We start from the raw sequence: 17,493 nt of genomic DNA, 5'->3' as shown, positions 1-17,493 counted from the left end.
GGTGGTCTCGCAGCAAGCCAATGGCAGCAGCGCGCCAAGCCTGGAGTGAAAAATATGGTATTGACGCAGCCGCCATTACTTGGGGCGTGGCAATTATCAATTTATTTAATACAGCGGTAACTTATAACAACATAACCAAAGATGGCGATTTTAATAGAAAAGACCAAGCAAAAGTCATTCCTAGTGCTGGGTATACTGTTAACGCTATAATGGCGGTAGTCATTGAGGCTAAATGGGCTTCAATGAAAGGGTTGAAAATCATCATTGACAGTAAGACGATAAAAATAACAGATAATGCCGCTTCTTACTGGGAAAGCGTAGATTCGCCAAGAAAAAGCTGGGGGAAAATAATCAAAGGGTTTAGTGGGCGCCTTATTGGTTTGGGTGCATTTTCATTGTTAGCGACAGGTTTTGAATACTGGGACATTCAAGACGATCTGAAAGGGACGACAAATAGTGATGAACGAGGGGCTCTTGTAGTAAAGCAGGTAGCAGTTGCATCTATGGCAATTATCGGATTATTTCAATTAGTAGCAGGTATTTCCGGTTTAGTGGGAAGCGCCGAATTGATAGCGCTGGCTATGAACCCGTGGTTTTCCGCAGCTGCGTTAATAGCAGGGGTTGCATCACCTACTGGCATCTATTACATTAAATTACTTCAAGCGAGATGCCATTGGAAAGCTGGCTACATAAATCCACGTGGGGTAGAATACCCAGCGAAAAAATAAACAATCAAATCGAAGAAAATAGATCTCTACTGGAAATACAAATGAGCCCATCTCTATTTGTAAAACCGACATTCACTAAAATATGTCGATACAGCCCACGCCTTGGACGAATTGAAGACAATATCCAAGATGGCGCATGGATCCGAATACACTTCCCAGCAGAGTTAAGAGGTTCAACAACCAGAACCAATCTAGTTGCGAGCCACAGACCATTTTACATGCTACCAATAGCAAAATTAGATGATCAACTTCAGCCACCTTTCTTGAATAACGGAGAGGTCGTCAAAGCTGGATTATTTGGAAAAACACTGGACACACACCCAACACCTAACATACGCCTTAGCTCGATTCCTTCTTTACCTACCGAAGGCGAATCACTTGTATGGCAAACTTAGGTTCCTCTCACCAAAGATGCTCAAAATATCGAACTGCAAATCTGGTATCCTACTGAAATTCTCGCCAGCGGTGAGGGGACGACAGAGGTTATCGTTATCAACTAGAACTTTCGGCAGAAGGTACACAAGATCAAAAAGATACGCGCATTAGCGCGTTGGACAGCAGTACCTTAGTCGTACAGCAACTTGGAGGCCGTGAAAATGCAGCCGTGCTTCCTATCCATGAATGACGGATACCAAATATACGATGAACACCGACAGCCATCTTACCGCCCATAAAATATCAAAAGAAGCAACAAATACGATCAATCAAAGAAAACTTATGGAATGGACAATAAAGGCGTTACCTAAAAACACCTTCCATATGGATATCGGCATGGCAATAATGACACCGCTAGCCTACATAGCAATCGCCAATGGCCTCTATGAAAACTACATCCTAAATTTACAAGAAGCAGATCAGTCTGTATTCCTCAGCCTTCGCTTCGGCACCGTCACTTGACATTAATGTCTATCTATTTATGGGCACTGGTAGTCCGCCAGAAGAAAATTTATCACTATACGATTACGGAATCATTTTGGCACACAAGAGTCAAAACTCCACTTTCCAAAAATCGCCGGCACAACATTCAAAACTATCTCTGTAGCATTTTTAATCTTTATAGTTGGACTAGCGATATTTGAAAAATCTTTAATCTTGATGATTGCTGGGCCCGCCGGCATGGCGGTAGTAGCGGCAAGAATTCTTTCTAAGCTGGGATAACACCCCGCAGATCGAAACAACTTCCAACTGGAAAAAATACAAATTTGTAACAGTCGATAGAAAAAGAAAAATTATCGTAGCGCACCAAACCAGTAAAATGGTTGGTTTCGAGGCACGACTGCCTAAAGAAATATTTGATCAGTACCTAAGTACACTTCACACCTTACTTCCACAGGATGCAATATTTACAGAAGCCGAATGGAAGTGGTGAATACAACGATTTCATCCAAACCTATTGATAATACGGGGCACACCCTCAACACACTATCATCTAACCGACAGCCCCTACTAATTAAAAGCAAACTAAGCCTAACTAACTTTTAAAAGGCCCAACATCAAATAGAAGCGCCTAATGCTAAAAACCAAATACGCACGATTGCCGCTTGCTGGAGACTACGAAAAAGACCCTGACATTGAGGTAGTTTACTTACCCCCAAACCAGTACCTACAAGCTATCTGCCCCTTTTGGCTATATCAGCTAAAGCTCGACAAAAAGGCAAAACCAAAACTGACGGTTTGAGTACCTCTCAACTAGTAGTGAAGAAAACCAACCGCAATGATGCGTTAACTCTTGCGATTGCGGAGTTAGGAAAATTTTATGCTTCGAAGAAACAATGACGAACAGTCACTCAACCTTGGGAAATCCGAACATTTAGTCGCTACTGATGCAACCGGATACCGCCCCATCCTGTTGTAAATCGCCCCCCTGAGCTCTTAGTATGACCACAAAAATGGATACTCCTTACGCTGTCGGTGCCTACCGCAGCAACAGTCATGAGCCCTTGCCTCCTCCAAAGTGGCCGGAAGATTCGAATCGCTCAGGGGCATTTGATACCCACCTTGCTTTTGGTAATTATGCCAACTTGGAACCGGCGATGGAGGTCACCACCCAGGTTCAAGGTGAAGAGCAGACGATTTACCAGCGACAGCAGGAGCAAGGACAAAGGGAAGAGGTATATTGCGATGCTAGGCGTTGGTGCTTTCAAAACTCAAGTAAGATCCCACATCTACTATTCGTACTTAAGGTAGTGTGTATTTCGTTTATATGGGTACCGTGGACCGTTTGGATCTTCGGATCAATCAAGCCGGAGCTTGGCCATGGAGCACCTGAAAGTGGCCTCGCACTTCTAATTGCGCTTCTCGCTGTTGCTTTAATGCTAACTTCTCTAACGCTATATATGACAGGAAAAAAATAGTCCACTACCTACAGGTTAGTGGATTTATTGCCAGTGCCACCATTGTGCTTTGGCTTAAGGGGTCTCTCTTGGGCAACAGCCGTTTGCAGATTGCGTTATGGGCCGGTGCTTTCCTGTACTTCATCGCGACCATCGGATCAGGTGCTCTGCTCTGGCTCCACAGCAAAATCAGCATCTATGACGGCAGCGAGTTCAACCGCATAGACGGCATGCTTCGCTTCAAGCGGCGTTTCCGTCGACTCTTCGTTGCACCTTTTGAAGAGTTTGACCCGGTACTGCAACTGCTGCCCAGCGGTTATGGCTCCCATGACTATGCCCTGTGGCTTCATCACCGCTACACCGACAATAAGATTTGTCTGGCCACCAAAGTCCACGCCCTGGGCCTCGACCAGCCGAATGCGCTGCCTTCTGGGATTGCCTGCAACGCTACATGGACGTCACACAACCGCTGCCGGACCTACCAGTGCTTGAGCAAAGTCGTCACCTCGACCCGGTAACCGCCGCCTTCGACGCCAAAACGGGCCGTAACCCACGACGCTGGCGCGACCAGTCGGAAAAGGGCTGGCTGACAACAGGTCTCAAGCAACTGACCCAACAGTTGCAGCAATACCCTTGGCAAAAACAACCCTGCATCATCAAGGCTCGCATTGATCCGTCTCTGAGCATCGAAGCTTACTACTACGCTCAAGAAGCTAAAGGCATCCAGGCGACACCGAAGGCCGATGACTTTGATGAAGTTCATCGCGGTTGAGCGTATAGCAGACAAATTTATTTTCTTTAGACTGACTGCCCAAGGCCTCCCTCTTTGCCTCAGAACACACAAAGCACGAATCGGAAGATTTTTTACAAGGAGCAGGACGCATGTTGAAACCCATTATTCCCTTGGTCATGGCAGCGGCCGCCTTTAGCGCACACGCAGATATCCTGGCCCATGTATCCCCAGTACCCGAACAACTAAAAAACCTGAAGCCTGTCGCCATCGCGGAAAGTGGCGTGGAGGAACAGCAGCGGCTCGATCGAATTGACTCGATAATCCGGCGCTTCAATCTGAAAGTTGACGAGAAGTTCATCTACGCGGGCAAAGAAATACCCTTTCCATCCCTGGGAGTTTTGGATGTTGTCTATAAGGTCTATCCAGAAGAAGCCCAGTTGCAGGTGGTTAAACTCGACATAAAAAAGGGTATGCGCGTGTCTATCCCGTCAGCCTCCAGGATATCCAACCTTATTCGAATCTCGCCGCGAGCCCCTCGATGCCAGGGTTGCCAGCAATATTCTGAATCCCGGTGCGTCGGCGGCCCGATCCAAAGCCTATTTCAAGGACTGGTACGACACCTACCAGTCCTCTCGGGTCAAACTCGCGCGAAAAGTAGTGGCAAGCGATGCCTGTGAGACCGTCACGAGTGTCGAGCTCTACAGTTTCAACGGGGATGTGTTCACTGCGTTCTGTGGCAATGGCATGGCGTTCAATCAAACTCCGGCGGAGGTTGAAGCGGACAAGCCTATTGATCCCGCGATAAAAAAATGGGTGATCAAGCGGCCCCTGTGAGTGCGGGGCTCGTCGCCCTGAGAGTTGGGTTCATTTAGATTGCGAGGCGCCTTCGCGCCGAGCTGCGCGTTTTTACATGTCTGTGGGGTCCGCCCTTTGGACATGTGCCAGAGAGACAACAATGAAGAATTCGATACAACGCCAACACTGCGCCTTCTTTGCCGCGATCCTGCTGTTGACCTGTACCGCCGCCTCGGCGGTGCAGGCGGATCAGGCAAAAGCTCGGCCACTCAGTGCTACGCAGTTGATGCACGAGGCACAACGCCTGAGCAGCGAGACATCATCATTGGCAGAGGCCACGGTCGCAGCCCGGGCCGCAAGGGCGGCGCCATGGATTTCACGGATCTCGAGGCGGGCGTCTTGCTCGTCAACCTACTGCATCAGCAAGGGAGATACGACGAGGCCCGGAAAGCCGCGGAAGAGCAGATTGCTTACTGGGAGCAACAGGCAGCTTCTGCTGGGTCGACGAGCAGGCGCGATCCCCGCATCACGAACATGCTGGGCCTAGCCATCGAGGCAAGCATAATGGCGGAGGAACGAGCAGAGGTCGCACGCCTGCAGGAAAAACTCTTCACGATCACCAGCCCCGAGCCCGGTCTTTGGAGTTTATCGCCGGACGAGCCGCGCTTGCGTTACGAACTGGCTGACTTCTCGATGCCACTCCTGTTGGGGAAGTGGAAACTGACAAAGTTTGAGCCCGCAAAAAACGCGATTCCAGCACCCGCCTCCTCTATACGCAGGATTTGGCGGGCAGCCGCCTGAGCGCCGAGATTTCGCTGTCTTATGACGAAACGCAACGCAAGTACACGGTATCGCAACGCCAGGAATGGCTCAAACCCTATCAGGAGCAGCGTGAAGCAACGGCGTTTGCATCGGCCATGCCCGATCTGCCCTTCGACGGGCTGGCAGCCGTAAAACTGGGCAGGCAAGAAGAATGTGACGGCGAACAATGCACCAATATTCGTTGGACGGCGCTACGCGGCGACTGGCGTATGGACATTGATGTGATGTTCAAATCGCGAGACGAGGCCCAAGCCGTTGAGCAGATGCACAAGTTGTTCGCGGCACTGAAATGGCAAAGCGCACCACCGCTGTTCCGCCAACGCACTATGGCCGAGCAGACCCAAGACATGGATTCAACCTGGGAGCTTCCGGGCGGCTGGTCGAAGGCCGCTGAGCTGGCGGAAAAGGCGCTGCCTGACGCCTTTTTCCCGGAGGAAGTTGCACGTGTGCAGACACTTATCGGCGTGTCGCAGTACCGACACGGCGACCTGGATGCCGCCCGGCGATCACTGGGTTTAGCTGTGCCTGTCTGGGAGAGTGGCTTTACCTATCAACTTCTCTATAGCACTGCACTGGATTATGCCGCGGATATCGCCTACCGCCAGAGCAGAACTCAAGAGGCCGTCGCCCTGAACCGCACGCTCATCGAATGGCAGAAAGGCGATGCTACGCTCGGCTGGGTAGTACCGAAGGATGAAAATGCGTTGGTGAACAGTTGGAAAGGCATTCATCTGCCCTTACGCGTGGGCGACTACCGCCTGAGAACGGACACGGAATATCGTTTCTACTACGAAAATTTGCAAACAGGGGCGCAACTTGGTCTCACGGTAAGTTCGGCTCAGACATCAGACGAAAATCTTGAGTCATTACTGCGCTCCTTCATGGCGGAAAAGCTGGGGCTACAAGCCGCAGATATGCACAGGACGAAGTTTTCGCCCAAGTCGGCCGAACCAGGAAAGTCGCAAGCAACCGGCCAAAAATGGGAGTTCGACGTGACGAAGCTGCCTGGCGACAAAGGTGCCGTATCCGACGACTTCGTTGCTGGCGTCCAGCGGAAAACACCCATAAAGATGGCGTTCTGGATTGTCGATCGCGAGGGGGAACGATCGTTGCTGCGGGCACCGATTACGGACGGTGAGCAAACTAGGAAAGAGGCGAATCAGATTGCGCAAGCGTTGTCCTGGTAGGGTTGGACGACGCGCCGGTAGCAGTGGAGATTGGGGATCTGAGGGCAGACGACCCTATCCCGCCATCAATGAACAAAGACTCTTATCCTGAGGCCTTCTCCAAGTGAGCAGCAACCAAATCACCCCGAAAGACTTTGTCATTGGACTTAAAACGACTGTCGTGGACGAGAATATTGGTATTTACAAACAGCTTTTCTCCAACACGACCATTAAAGATGCAGCCGATGAATCCTGGAAGCGAGCTTTAACCCTGTTCAACTCGCTACCTACCGAACAGCGAGAAGTTTTCTTTGAAGTCATAAGACAGACAATGGTCGACACCACATCTAACATTCTGGGAATCATGGATGGAGTTAGCACAATCAATGGCGTAAACGCTGAGTTTCTTCTTACTTACGGCATAGACAACGAAGCACTGACGGGTGACTTGCAGAGTCTATTTTTGGCAGAAGAACACAGCAAATCGTAGTGCACAAAAAGCGACGAGATGGGTAGATCGCCGACCAGCGTTCCGCTTGCCAGCCTGCCCCATAGCAGACTGGCAAGCCCAAATATCAAGGCGCCGCTGGCGCTGCGACCGGGGCTCCCTTGGGGTCAAGATTCACCATCAGGGATTTGGTCGCACTTCTGATCATCGGCCCCAACACCAGGTTACTGCCGATCAGCACCACCACGGCGACCAGCACCAGGCCATCGGACTTCAGGAGACCGAGAAAGGTACCGCCGAATACACACACCGATAGCAAGCCGCTGATCATCATGGCCAGCATCATGGGTTTGGCCGGGTTGTCGAAACCCAGGAAGCGCTGTTTTTCTACGGCCGATATCACCAGTTCGGCCTTGCAGCCTTTGCACGCGATGGGCTGGTCTTCACGCAACAGCGCCTGCTGTTTCTTGCCGATGGGGAATTCCTTTTCACAGGCGTTGCAGTGGACTTTCATGCCGATGATGTTTGCAGGGGAAGAGCTCATCTTGATCCTTAAAAATGGGGAATCCATTGCCGCCGATACCCACACGGGTGCGCAGCGGCGGATGGTTACATGGTTGAGCTAAGACAACGGGGCAATCTGTGGTCTGCGTCTGGGCGCCTAGCCCGGTTGATCACCTATGCAGTCCGGCAGATTGGGGCCGATATCGATCATGGCCGCGGACACCCTGGGGAGGGAGCGGAAACCCCAGTCCAGGGGTCCACCCGCGTTGACCAGGTCGTAGATCTCGCTTTCGCCGATCAACTGGCCATTACGATGATCGTACAGGCGAAAAAAGGCCGGGATTTCCCACCGGGGGAACCAATAGACTCCGGCCTCCGGGTCCGGGAAAACCATCGGGTGCAAGAATGCGGGCAGCACCCAGAAGGGTTGGAACTCCTGGACCCGGTAGCAACCGTTGGGGCTTATGTCAGGGGCGCCGACGGGTTTCGCCAGGTCCTTCTCCCACCACTGCGACGCGGCCCACAGCCCGCCGCAAAGTAGAGGCAAACCGAGCCAAAAACGTTGGCGGCGGGTCAGTTTTTTCATCTTCAGATATCCGTATCAATCTGCCGAGCCGTGTCTTTTCAACGTGGCTCGTCACTGGCAAAAAACTAGGTGCTGCATGGCAGGCTGTGCAGTTTACCCGCAGGCGCCAGTCCATAGAGGGGAACAGATTTATTTTTGATGTTTCACACTCGAAAACAAATCTGCCACCCTTCGGCATCAGGTTTTACGGCAGTCCCCCTGCCCTGCGTGACGACAATATTGAAACCTCTCGACAGCCGTCAGACTCGAACGTCGTCCGGAAGAAACTCGCTCAGAAGAAGGAAAACGAAAATGGACAATCATTCGGTCAACGCCTACGTGACCCAGGCAGATGGCGATTACGTCCGCATAAAAGTACTTGATGCCTGCGTCGAAACCGCTTTGATCAACCTCGGTTTTTCCTCCACTACTCAGACCGATGAGTACGAAATGTCATGTTCGGACAACACCACCAAAGCAAATATCTTCGCTCAACTTCGACAGCTGGACGTCTGCTTTTCCGCCGGTCGAGAGTGGTGTCCTGCTGAAGTTTTCCTGTACCTGAGAGACATCGGACTACTGAGTGGAGGATTCAAACGGATTGCCTGGGCTCGCCCGGCTCATTACCGGGTGACTGACGAACAATAAGCTTCTATCCGGTCGGCGTTTTTACCGTCGATGACGCGCGAATGCACTCCCCCTTTGCATTGAAGACAACCATGAATATTGACTGGAGCTCTTGAAAAAATGAAATTCAACAACAAGCAAGTCAATGCAGCCGAACGTTTCACCCTTGGCATCGAAGAGATCTCAGGCAGGCATTACGTTTCAATCTCCGTGAGCAATCTCATGGTGGATTACGAGGAGTACTATCAGATAGATAAAGCTTCCTATGATCTTTACCTGACCGACTCAACCGCCGCGTTGGAATTTTTTGAACGCGGCAAAAGGCGCGAGTCGGATGAGTTACTAATTTTCAAACCAGGGTCAGATCGTGGTACAGCCACATAAAACATCTAAAAACGATGATCTACACTGGGTATCCTTGCCTATTCGACGATCAGGATTCCATGTGAACAAACACACGACCACCCTGCCAAACGGCTGGATCGCCGAATTCGAAAACAAGGGCGAATTCCGAATGTCGGCCGAAGGCTGGGATCTTGTTTTGCGAGGTCCGGGCCAAAAAAGCATTGAATATTTTAAAGACAAAATTATCGTCGTGAATGACGACGACGGTGCTCAGTCTCAATCGTGTATCCGTTTATCCAGCGACGGCGTTTACGGCTACCTGACCACGGGTACGGGTAATGGCTGGGTGCTGGATTTCGCAAGAGCCATGATTGCTCCACACCGGGTAGACATTTATCACAGCCACGACCGTTACGATGAAAGCATCTCGATCTACGAACAACCTGCCTTCAAACGGGCTCGCCAGTATATAAGCGTGACGGGGAAGTACATTTATCTGACCTTCCCATTCACTAAAGATGAGGATTTCCCAAGGTGTGGGACGAATACCTGCTGATTCGGAGGCGGCAACTGGATGAGCTGTACTTCAGGAACTGAACGGGCGATTTCAAGATCGACGTTCTTTATATTTCGACCGGCATTTCAACTAACGCCTCATTCACCACATACTTGACCACCACCCGATTCCGATAAAGCCGTTCACTCCTAACTACCTGACTGTCCTGCCCTTTCGTGCGTACATCCCACCAAATCTCATACTCCCGAAACACTCTCCCACCCTCCCGTACAAACCGATGCCCACGTTGATAAACGTGATACCGAAACGCCCTCGCCTGTTCACACAACAACTCCCCTTCCAGTTGTTGCTTGCCCACATTCAGCTTCAACTGAAAATGAAGATCCGTCGGGTTGTGCAGCACCAAATCCACATAGTTATAAAAAGTCGCCGCCCCGGAGCCGAATGGCAGTACTCGCCCCTCATCAGGAAACGGATCAAAGCTGTGGTTTGACCGCTCAACCAGCACCAACGGCTAGTGAATCGCCATCCAGTGAATCAAATTGCTCAGCTGGCAGATCCCGCCGCCAACATCCGTACGCTCTTCACCGAAGGACAATTCCATGCCTTCAACATACCCACGCTTTCGAGTCGGCCGCCCCACCAACCAGCAAAAGGAAAAATATTCACTTGGCACGATGACGACGCCATCGATAGCAGCCACGGCCAATTTCAGGTTAATGACTTTGTTATGTTGCAGCGCAATATCGGAGTCGCCAAGTTTACGAATCAGTTTAGAAGTGTGTTTGAGGTAGCGAAGTGGTAACCGAGAAGCGGCATTCAGCGAGACGGCGTATTGCTTGCGAGAGAACCGCCAGGCCAATTGGCGAAACAGTCGTTTTTGCCACACGCGCAGCCAGTAGAGAGCAGGGTGGTAGAGGGAGAGTGGTTTCATCCGTGTCAGAACGGAGGCGGCGGTTTTCATGCTTGAGTTGAAAATGCCGCGCATCTTAACGTCTTGCACTTAAAGAAGGTGTTCGCCCAGTGTAATGGCCTGGCAATCCATGCACCGGTAAAGAGCCCTGACACTGGGCGAACGGGAAGCATTTTAATTGAAGTCGATGAATATGTCCGTATACATAAACATGAAATTTATGGATACAACATTAATAGATATTTATCGACATCAGACTTACATACATCAAACCCACCAACTCGGCCAGCAAAGCTGATTATTCTTATACAAGAAACTGTACAAGAATAATCACTCCATATAGAGCCAATACTCAACTTTCGTGTTGGCTGGTCACTTTCAGGATATCGGTGTAGGTCACGACAACGCTCTGACCGACTTTCAAATCCTTCAACTTCGCCTGAACTTCAGGCTTCAAAACATCGACGGTCTTCGATTGGCCGGCCGGGTTTTCGAAGGTGACCTGGTTTTTCTTCACGTCGATGTGGGTGATTTTCAGCTGGACTTGCACTTGGCGGAAGGCTTCGCCGCCGGGGTTCGGGTTGTCTTTGGTGGCGCGGATGTCGCCGGTGCGTTCGGTAGAGCCTGGCAGGCCTTTGTCGACGTCGGTGTCGAGGTAGGCAGCCACCGAGTGGGTCACTTCGACGTTCACCTGGTCGCCGACTTTCAGGTTGGCGAGGTCTTTGGCTTTGTCGCTGAGTTGTACATGCACCTGCCGGCCTTCGGCGCCTTCCAGGACAACCTGGTGTTTGGCGGCGTCAACGGCCAGGACTTTGGTGGTGACTTGATCGGCTTCTACAGCCGCAGACAGTGGAATATCGGCTGCGAGGGCGCTGAGGCTGGCGGCGGACAGGAGGGTTGCGAGGGTGATGGCCTGGGCCAGTGCGTTGAGCTTCATATGCATTACATTCCCTGTGATTGGCGGCAGCGCACGGCTCTGGATCAAGGGTCCGCTCCGTGCGTGCCAATGAGCATAGACGCTGTTCAGGGAGTCTTTGCAGTTTCTTGCGCGGTGGAGTCGCCGCTGTCGGTGCCTTGGCTGTTTTCCTCTCGTTTTTTCGGGTCGGTGGGACGCAGGGCGTCGTTGTCGCGCTCAACTTCGCCGGGTGGCCGGGGTTCGTCGGGGTGTTCGGTTTCGGTGATGGGTTTCATGGAATGGTCCTCAGGGGATGCTCCTCAGGCTTGGGGGTCGTCGACTTCCTGCGCGACGTTGATGGCGGGCGAGTCCTTGTGGGATTGCTCGGCCCTGGCTTTCAGGGTTTGCCATTGTTCGAGGTCGATGGCGCCCTGCCCCAGCAAGTCGTCGGCCACCCGCTGCAGTTCGGTGTAATGGGCGTCGGGGGATTGTTGCCAGTAGGCCGTGTCGTCGAACAGGCGTTGCCAGGTGGCGAGGTCTGGGGGTTTGAGGTCGTCGCTCATGACGGACTCCTGCGGGGGCGTTCGTACGGTAGAGCGGTGGGTTGCGGTTGGAGTTCCGGTGGGTTGGGTAAGTGACAAGATTAAGGTCAAAAGATCGCAGCCTTCGGCAGCTCCGGGATGCATTAATACCCAGTCATTTCCAGATACCCCTGCCCCGCATGACTGCCGCTCAACCGCACCGGCCCTTCCCAATACGGAATCCGCAAATCCATCCACGCGTTCGGGTTCAGTGCGGTGGTAGTGATGTCGAGGTGTTTGCCGGGGATTTTGATCGACCAGCGCACCGGCATCGCCCGGCCAGCGACCTTGGCGGTTTCCTGGGGCGTGAGGCTGATGTCGTCGCCGTGCAGCAACTGCGTTTGCCCTTGGGGGTCGATCCAGGTGCCGGTCAGATACGGCGCGCCGTCCTTTTGTCGCATGCGGTAGAGCATCACTTTCTCGCCACTGTCCAGGTGCAGAGAGAACCAGTCCCAGCCGGTCTGGTTGGCGGTCAGGGGTTGGCTGCTCCATTCGCGGTCGAGCCACGCGGGGCCGCTGACGGTGTAGGTTTTGCCGTCAATCTCTAGCGAACCGTTGGCCTGGAAAAACGGCTGGCTGTAGTAGTACGACGCCTGGCCTTGTTCGGATTTTTGACTGAAGCCCTGATCGCCTTGAAGCACCAGCGGACGGGTCGACGTCAGCCGCAGTTGATAGCTGAAACCCTTGTCCCGGGCGCTGAGTTGCATATCGGCCAAAGGACCGCTAAACCGCCAATCATCGATCCACGCGTTGAACGGCGCCACACTCACACCTGCCTGACCCACGCCGCCACGGGCATAGCGTTCGGCGGCGTGATGAACCGTTGCAGACGTGACGGCCGCGTGCCCGAGCCAGATTGTTTGATTGCTCCAACCCGGCACCTCTGGCGTCGCTTTCAAGGCGCTGCGGAACAACGTCCACTGCACGCCAAACTCATGCCCTTGATCGTCCTTGAGATTGGCGGTGACGTACCACCACTCGATGCGAAATCCATCATGCGGCCCATGATCCGCCGGAAAACTGAACACCCGACCCGGCACCACCGGTGTAAACGCCGAAGCCTCGCCGCCGAGCCCCGCGAAGCCTTTTTCGACCGGTGCCGAGTTATCGCAACCGCTCAACAACGCCAAAATCAACACGCCGACCTTAATCTTCATGAGCAAACGTCCTCAGCAGATCCGCCGGTTGGGTGCGATACAAGCTGTACAACGGCCACGCCGATGCCAGCAATGTGGCGAGCAATGCCAGCCCCATCAACTGCAACAGTTGCAGCGGGAACACCCGCAATGGCAGGCGCCAGCCGAAGGCCTGGACGTTGATCACTGTGTCCAGGCACCAGGCCAGCGCGATACCCAAGGGCAACGCCAGAATCAGCGTCAGCAACGCCAGCAACCAGGTCTGCCCGAGGTTCAGCAGCATCAGTTGCCGGCGCGTCACGCCCAGCGCCCATAGCGGTGCGAGTTGGCCGAGACGACTCTGGCTCTGGGTCAGCAGGCTGATAAACAGCGCCACACCGGCCACGCCAAGGGTCAGGCTGTTGAGGGCAGCGGTGGCGGCGAAGGTGCGTTCGAAGACTTGGGTGGACCAGCCCTTGAGCCGGGCCTGATCGACGATACGACTGTCGTCGAGGGCGAAGCGGGTTTGCAGCGCCGTGAGGAACGACGGGATCGCCGCCGGGTCGATGCGTAGATTGAACCGGTTGGGCGTGAGTTGCGGCCAGCCACGCAGCAAGTGATTGGCGTTGACCAGCACGTGGCCCTTGGGGTTGCCGTAGTCGGCGTAGATCCCGACCACTTGCGGCGACCACGAGCCGTTGGGCGTGGGGATCGTCAGGTGATCCCCCAAACGCACCTTCAGCCGCCGCGCCAGTTGTTCGCTGAGCATCAACGCGTCGTCCTTCGCCAGGCGATCCCAAGGGTTGTCACCCAAGGCCTCGAGCAACGGCCAGTGTTGGCGATAGGCCGGGTGGTCGATCACACCGTAGAGGTCCGCTGGCCAGCCTTGCAACTGGATCGACACTTGCCAGCTGGGCAGCACCGCCGTGACCTGCGGTTGCTGTTGGAGCCAGGTTTGCATCTCGCGGGCCTGGGCCGGGTTTTGCGGGTTGAGGTAGAGCTCGGCAGTCAGGCGTTGTTCGAGCCAGTCGCTGAAGGTCTGGCGGAAACCGGCGGTCATGCTGCCGGCACCGATGTTCGCCGCCAGCGCCAACAGCAGCGCCATCAGGGCCAGGCTCAGGGCCGGCAGTTGTTGACGGCAATCGGCGATAAACCATTGGCCGAGCACCGAACGACTGCGCAGCAACAGCAGATTGAGCACCGTGTTGAGCAACACCGGCAGCGCCAGCGCAGCGCCGAGCAACAGCGCCGCCATCAACACAAAACCGGCGGCCAGGCTGTCGCCCCAGATCAACGCCAGCAGCGCGATCACGGCTGCAATGGCGGCGACCCAACCCTGACGTCGCAACCACCGCGCGTGAGTCTGATGCCAGGCCTGCGGATTGGCCAGGGCCAGCAATGGCAAACGCGCCGCCCGTAGCAGGCTGTTGGCACCGGCCAGTAACGCGCCGAGCAGGCTCAGGCCAATACCACTCAGCCACCACCAAGGACTCAAGTTCAACTGCCCCGCCACTTCGGCGCCGTACAACCCGCGCAGGCTGGTAGCGACGTCCGGCAACAACACGCTGGCCAGCAGATAGCCGCTGGCGACGCCGACGATCCCGCCAATCAGTGCCAGGCCGCCCAGTTCGACGGCGAGGCAGCCAATCAACATCCGAGCGCTGACCCCGCAGGCTCGCAGGGTTCGAAGCAAACCCCGGCGTTGTTCCAGCGCCAGGCCAATCGCCGCGTGGACGATGAACAAGCCGACCACGAAGGACAGAAAACCCAAGGCATCCAGGTTCAGATGAAAGCTTTCGGTGAGGCGAGCGAGGTTGTTTTCTTCGCCGCTGGTTTTGAGCTGCAGTTGGCCTTTGAATTGATCCGGCAATACTGCGCTGAAATCCTTGGGCAACAGCAAGCGTGACAGCTGATTCGGCAGGCCGAGTATCTGCTGGGCAAAACCAATGTCCACCAGCAGCACGCCGGGGGCCATGTCGGGCTGGGCGCGCAGCGGCGGCAAGGTCTGCCCGTTCTCGGAAATGGGTGTGTCGCCGTCATGCAAACCCAAGGCCTGCAAGGTCGGCGGCGCGATCCAGGTACTGCCTGGCGGACTGAAAAACTCGACGATTCGACCGATCGCCAACGCCTGCCCCGCCACTGCCGAACCGGCAGGCAACGACACCGGTTCGATGCCCATCAGTTGCAAGCGCTGATCGTCGTGGCCCTTGAGCGTCAACCGGCCTTGCAGCACCGGCGACACTGGCCAGCCCGCCAGACGCAGATCGACAAACAGTTGCTGGGAGAACACCCCGCCACCGGGCGCACTCAGGCTGGCTTGGGGTTCACCGCCGATCAATTGGCTGGCCCGAGCGTAGCTTTCCCGCGCGTGGCTATTCAGCGCCTGCACCCCAGTCAGCAGGCTGGTAGCCAGCCACAACCCGGTCAACACACTGAAAAACTGCACCGGGTGCTGCCGCCAATGGCTCAGCAGCGCGCGTAAGGTTTCGCGAAAGACCCGCACGTCAATGCGCGCCCGCGTCAGCCAGACGACCATGGTGCAACACCACTTTCTGCGCCAATCGCGCGGCAACCCGTGGACTGTGGGTGACCATCAATAAGGTCGTCGGGCTGTCGTCGAGCAGTTCCAGCAACAACTTCAACACCTCGTCGCTGGTGGCTTCATCGAGGCTGCCGGTGGGCTCGTCGGCCAGCAGCAGCTTCGGTTGCGAAGCCAGGGCTCGGCCCAGCGCCACACGTTGCTGTTGCCCACCGGACAACTGCTCCGGATAGCGTCGCAGCAAATCGCCCAAGCCCAATCGCTGCACCAAATGCGCCTGCCAACGCGGATCGTGGCGCCCGGCCAGGCGTGCCTGGAACGCCAGATTGTCCTCCACCCGCAAGCTGCCGATCAGGTTGAACTGTTGGAACACCAAGCCGATTTCCGTGCGCCGCCAGTTCGCCAGTTGCGCTTCGTTCATCTGGTCGAGTCGATGTTCGCCGCTGGTGATACTGCCGCCATCAACCTTGTCCAGCCCGGCGATCAAGTGCAGCAAGGTGCTTTTGCCACTGCCGGACTCGCCCATCAGCGCCAGGCTGCTGCCGGGTTTCAACTCAAGGTCGACACCTTGCAGCACTGGCAGCGGACCTTGCGGGGTGGCGTAGCTTTTGAAAACTCCGTGAACAGACAGCATGGGCAGACCTGATTGATAAGCGTGGTGCAAGGATAGCGGACGCGCTTGCGCCCATAGACTACCTGTTAGTTCTTACAGTAGCGGTCAATAAGACGCGGGTATCTAATGAAGTCACAAGGAGCGTTTGATTGCGAAGTTGGAAAACGCACTACGCCCGGCGTTGGGCTGGACAGGTGCTCAAATATGAAAACCGCGATATACAGTCCCGAAGCGCAAACCGCTGGCAAGCTCTTGAACAAGCCGATAGTCATCGGTGTGATTGAGGTCGGTCATGAGCCGAACAGCCTGGCACTGGCCGTTCAGGATTCAGTAGCCTGCGTCTGCAACACCCAGGACAGCACGCTGTCGCTGATCGACACCGCGGCCATTCGCGTGAGCGCCGTCATTGCGCTGCCGATTCAACCGCTGGCCGTCGCCCTTGATCGCACGGGCACTCGGGCCTATGTGACCGGGCTGGGCAAACCGCTGGTGGTGGTCGTGGATATTCCGACACGCAAGATAGTTGGCGAAATCCCTGCCAGTGAGGGTTATGCGATAGCCGTCGATGCCGAGGGTGAGCGTGTTTACATCAACGCCAACAGCCGCAGCCACGGCCAGATCTGTGTGATCGATACCGTCACCGACAGACTGCTCGATCGTATCGACACCGGGCCTTTTATCAGCGCCTCCGTTCTGGGTCATGACGCTCGCTTGTTCGTTTGCGACTATCTTCACCATGAACTGAAGGTGATGAATACAGAAACCGGCAATATCACCACTGTCCTCTCGTTGCCCGATCCATTCGAAGAATTTGCCCTCGACCGCACGGGGGCTACGGGTATGTGCCCTACCGCACAACCGAAGGCATCATCGCGAAGATTGATCTGTCGAATTACGACGTGGTGGATCTGTTGCCGGCCCCGGCACTGCCCCATGGTTTAATCCTGAGCCCGGACGGTGGCATGGCATGCTGTTGCAGTACCGGGGAAAGAAGCATTTCGCTTATCGACACCGACTCCTGGCAGGTCGTCAGCCGTTTTCATGCCGGTCAGTATCCGCAGAGCCCGGTGTTCAGTGCCGACGGCAAGCGCCTGTATCTCTGCGACTCATCCGGGAATGCGGTTTGGGTGATTGCGTTGGGTTGAACGGCTTGACCAGCGCGTTACCTTTCTTCGCGAGGCTCGCTCCCACAGGGGAATTGTGAACGCCACAGATCCAATGTGGGAGCGAGCCTGCTCGCGATGAGGCCAGGCA

The 17,493-nt window shown here is 54.7% G+C and carries 20 protein-coding genes and 2 pseudogenes; 13 read left to right on the top strand and 9 right to left on the bottom strand.

The genetic code is table 11. The features are described 5' to 3' along the window. Positions 1–20 precede the first annotated feature (20 nt). The 8 genes and pseudogenes from RHM58_RS21055 (at position 21) to RHM58_RS21020 (ending at position 7,067) form a co-directional block, all read left to right on the top strand. Positions 21–728, top strand: a complete 708-nt coding sequence (locus tag RHM58_RS21055) for a hypothetical protein (RefSeq protein ID WP_322268069.1) — start codon at positions 21–23, stop codon at positions 726–728. A 642-nt stretch (positions 729–1,370) separates the two neighbouring features. Continuing rightward, positions 1,371–1,625: a hypothetical protein gene (locus RHM58_RS21050; RefSeq protein ID WP_322268068.1), complete on the top strand. Its 255-nt coding sequence runs from the start codon at positions 1,371–1,373 to the stop codon at positions 1,623–1,625. A 992-nt stretch (positions 1,626–2,617) separates the two neighbouring features. Then, positions 2,618–3,082: a hypothetical protein gene (locus tag RHM58_RS21045; RefSeq protein WP_322268067.1), complete on the top strand. Its 465-nt coding sequence runs from the start codon at positions 2,618–2,620 to the stop codon at positions 3,080–3,082. A 122-nt stretch (positions 3,083–3,204) separates the two neighbouring features. Then, positions 3,205–3,833, top strand: a pseudogene (locus RHM58_RS21040) (hypothetical protein). Between the two features lie 110 nt (positions 3,834–3,943). After that, on the top strand, positions 3,944–4,471 hold the full coding sequence (locus tag RHM58_RS21035) for a hypothetical protein (protein WP_322268066.1): 528 nt from the start codon (positions 3,944–3,946) through the stop codon (positions 4,469–4,471). A 487-nt stretch (positions 4,472–4,958) separates the two neighbouring features. Then, on the top strand, positions 4,959–5,390 hold the full coding sequence (locus RHM58_RS21030; protein WP_322268065.1) for a hypothetical protein: 432 nt from the start codon (positions 4,959–4,961) through the stop codon (positions 5,388–5,390). After that, the gene (locus RHM58_RS21025; protein ID WP_322268064.1) at positions 5,372–6,598 is read left to right on the top strand and encodes a hypothetical protein; all 1,227 of its coding nucleotides are present in this window, start codon (positions 5,372–5,374) and stop codon (positions 6,596–6,598) included. The genes RHM58_RS21030 and RHM58_RS21025 overlap by 19 nt, the downstream gene beginning before the upstream one ends. A 103-nt stretch (positions 6,599–6,701) precedes the next feature. Further along, the gene (locus RHM58_RS21020) at positions 6,702–7,067 is read left to right on the top strand and encodes a hypothetical protein (protein ID WP_322268063.1); all 366 of its coding nucleotides are present in this window, start codon (positions 6,702–6,704) and stop codon (positions 7,065–7,067) included. A gap of 85 nt (positions 7,068–7,152) precedes the next feature. Here the strand turns inward: RHM58_RS21020 and RHM58_RS21015 are convergent, their stop codons facing one another. Next, the gene (locus RHM58_RS21015) at positions 7,153–7,569 is read right to left on the bottom strand and encodes a hypothetical protein (RefSeq protein ID WP_322268062.1); all 417 of its coding nucleotides are present in this window, start codon (positions 7,567–7,569) and stop codon (positions 7,153–7,155) included. Positions 7,570–7,686: 117 nt separating this feature from the next. Continuing rightward, positions 7,687–8,115 (bottom strand): hypothetical protein, encoded by a 429-nt coding sequence (locus RHM58_RS21010; protein WP_322268060.1) that lies wholly within the window; start codon positions 8,113–8,115, stop codon positions 7,687–7,689. A 291-nt stretch (positions 8,116–8,406) separates the two neighbouring features. Here RHM58_RS21010 and RHM58_RS21005 point away from each other — a divergent pair, with 291 nt between their 5' ends. The 3 genes from RHM58_RS21005 (at position 8,407) to RHM58_RS20995 (ending at position 9,622) form a co-directional block, all read left to right on the top strand. Beyond that, positions 8,407–8,742, top strand: a complete 336-nt coding sequence (locus tag RHM58_RS21005; RefSeq protein WP_322268059.1) for a hypothetical protein — start codon at positions 8,407–8,409, stop codon at positions 8,740–8,742. A gap of 99 nt (positions 8,743–8,841) precedes the next feature. Next, a complete protein-coding gene (locus RHM58_RS21000; protein ID WP_322268058.1) occupies positions 8,842–9,105 on the top strand; it encodes a hypothetical protein in 264 nt (87 codons plus the stop codon). 61 nt (positions 9,106–9,166) lie between these two features. Next, complete coding sequence (locus RHM58_RS20995; RefSeq protein WP_322268057.1) at positions 9,167–9,622, top strand: hypothetical protein; 456 nt, start codon at positions 9,167–9,169, stop codon at positions 9,620–9,622. Positions 9,623–9,689: 67 nt separating this feature from the next. Here RHM58_RS20995 and RHM58_RS20990 read toward each other — a convergent pair. The 7 genes and pseudogenes from RHM58_RS20990 to RHM58_RS20960 form a co-directional block, all read right to left on the bottom strand. Then, positions 9,690–10,517, bottom strand: a pseudogene (locus RHM58_RS20990) (VanW family protein). Positions 10,518–10,848: 331 nt separating this feature from the next. Continuing rightward, positions 10,849–11,433: a hypothetical protein gene (locus tag RHM58_RS20985; protein WP_322268056.1), complete on the bottom strand. Its 585-nt coding sequence runs from the start codon at positions 11,431–11,433 to the stop codon at positions 10,849–10,851. Between the two features lie 86 nt (positions 11,434–11,519). Then, positions 11,520–11,687 (bottom strand): hypothetical protein, encoded by a 168-nt coding sequence (locus RHM58_RS20980; protein WP_201256138.1) that lies wholly within the window; start codon positions 11,685–11,687, stop codon positions 11,520–11,522. 24 nt (positions 11,688–11,711) lie between these two features. Next, positions 11,712–11,954, bottom strand: a complete 243-nt coding sequence (locus tag RHM58_RS20975) for a hypothetical protein (RefSeq protein ID WP_201256137.1) — start codon at positions 11,952–11,954, stop codon at positions 11,712–11,714. Between the two features lie 122 nt (positions 11,955–12,076). Then, on the bottom strand, positions 12,077–13,129 hold the full coding sequence (locus tag RHM58_RS20970; RefSeq protein ID WP_322268055.1) for a lipocalin-like domain-containing protein: 1,053 nt from the start codon (positions 13,127–13,129) through the stop codon (positions 12,077–12,079). Beyond that, positions 13,119–15,590 (bottom strand): FtsX-like permease family protein, encoded by a 2,472-nt coding sequence (locus tag RHM58_RS20965; RefSeq protein ID WP_322270875.1) that lies wholly within the window; start codon positions 15,588–15,590, stop codon positions 13,119–13,121. The genes RHM58_RS20970 and RHM58_RS20965 overlap by 11 nt, the downstream gene beginning before the upstream one ends. A 1-nt stretch (position 15,591) precedes the next feature. Continuing rightward, entirely contained in the window at positions 15,592–16,260 is a 669-nt protein-coding gene (locus tag RHM58_RS20960; RefSeq protein ID WP_201256135.1) for an ABC transporter ATP-binding protein, read from the bottom strand. Between the two features lie 183 nt (positions 16,261–16,443). Here RHM58_RS20960 and RHM58_RS20955 point away from each other — a divergent pair, with 183 nt between their 5' ends. Beyond that, positions 16,444–17,181: a hypothetical protein gene (locus tag RHM58_RS20955; RefSeq protein WP_322268054.1), complete on the top strand. Its 738-nt coding sequence runs from the start codon at positions 16,444–16,446 to the stop codon at positions 17,179–17,181. Next, complete coding sequence (locus RHM58_RS34075) at positions 17,082–17,384, top strand: YncE family protein (RefSeq protein ID WP_416195266.1); 303 nt, start codon at positions 17,082–17,084, stop codon at positions 17,382–17,384. Before RHM58_RS20955 ends, RHM58_RS34075 begins: the two co-directional genes overlap by 100 nt. Positions 17,385–17,493: the final 109 nt, after the last annotated feature.

It is taken from the genome of Pseudomonas sp. 10S4 (assembly GCF_034344865.1).
GTDB lineage: Bacteria > Pseudomonadota > Gammaproteobacteria > Pseudomonadales > Pseudomonadaceae > Aquipseudomonas.
The sequence above is the reverse complement of the archived record's forward strand: the minus strand, read 5'-3'. Positions and strand labels throughout refer to the sequence as shown.

Bases quoted from the DNA above. Each gene is read 5' to 3' on its own strand.
- RHM58_RS20960 (WP_201256135.1), bottom strand. From the start codon at position 16,260: ATGCTGTCTGTTCACGGAGTTTTCAAAAGCTACGCCACCCCGCAAGGT.
- RHM58_RS21005 (WP_322268059.1), top strand. From the start codon at position 8,407: ATGGACAATCATTCGGTCAACGCCTACGTGACCCAGGCAGATGGCGAT.
- RHM58_RS21055 (WP_322268069.1), top strand. From the start codon at position 21: ATGGCAGCAGCGCGCCAAGCCTGGAGTGAAAAATATGGTATTGACGCA.
- RHM58_RS21050 (WP_322268068.1), top strand. From the start codon at position 1,371: ATGAACACCGACAGCCATCTTACCGCCCATAAAATATCAAAAGAAGCA.
- RHM58_RS20980 (WP_201256138.1), bottom strand. From the start codon at position 11,687: ATGAAACCCATCACCGAAACCGAACACCCCGACGAACCCCGGCCACCC.
- RHM58_RS21000 (WP_322268058.1), top strand. From the start codon at position 8,842: ATGAAATTCAACAACAAGCAAGTCAATGCAGCCGAACGTTTCACCCTT.
- RHM58_RS20975 (WP_201256137.1), bottom strand. From the start codon at position 11,954: ATGAGCGACGACCTCAAACCCCCAGACCTCGCCACCTGGCAACGCCTG.
- RHM58_RS20955 (WP_322268054.1), top strand. From the start codon at position 16,444: ATGAAAACCGCGATATACAGTCCCGAAGCGCAAACCGCTGGCAAGCTC.
- RHM58_RS20970 (WP_322268055.1), bottom strand. From the start codon at position 13,129: ATGAAGATTAAGGTCGGCGTGTTGATTTTGGCGTTGTTGAGCGGTTGC.
- RHM58_RS21010 (WP_322268060.1), bottom strand. From the start codon at position 8,115: ATGAAAAAACTGACCCGCCGCCAACGTTTTTGGCTCGGTTTGCCTCTA.
- RHM58_RS21045 (WP_322268067.1), top strand. From the start codon at position 2,618: ATGGATACTCCTTACGCTGTCGGTGCCTACCGCAGCAACAGTCATGAG.
- RHM58_RS21035 (WP_322268066.1), top strand. From the start codon at position 3,944: ATGTTGAAACCCATTATTCCCTTGGTCATGGCAGCGGCCGCCTTTAGC.
- RHM58_RS21015 (WP_322268062.1), bottom strand. From the start codon at position 7,569: ATGAGCTCTTCCCCTGCAAACATCATCGGCATGAAAGTCCACTGCAAC.
- RHM58_RS20985 (WP_322268056.1), bottom strand. From the start codon at position 11,433: ATGAAGCTCAACGCACTGGCCCAGGCCATCACCCTCGCAACCCTCCTG.
- RHM58_RS21030 (WP_322268065.1), top strand. From the start codon at position 4,959: ATGGATTTCACGGATCTCGAGGCGGGCGTCTTGCTCGTCAACCTACTG.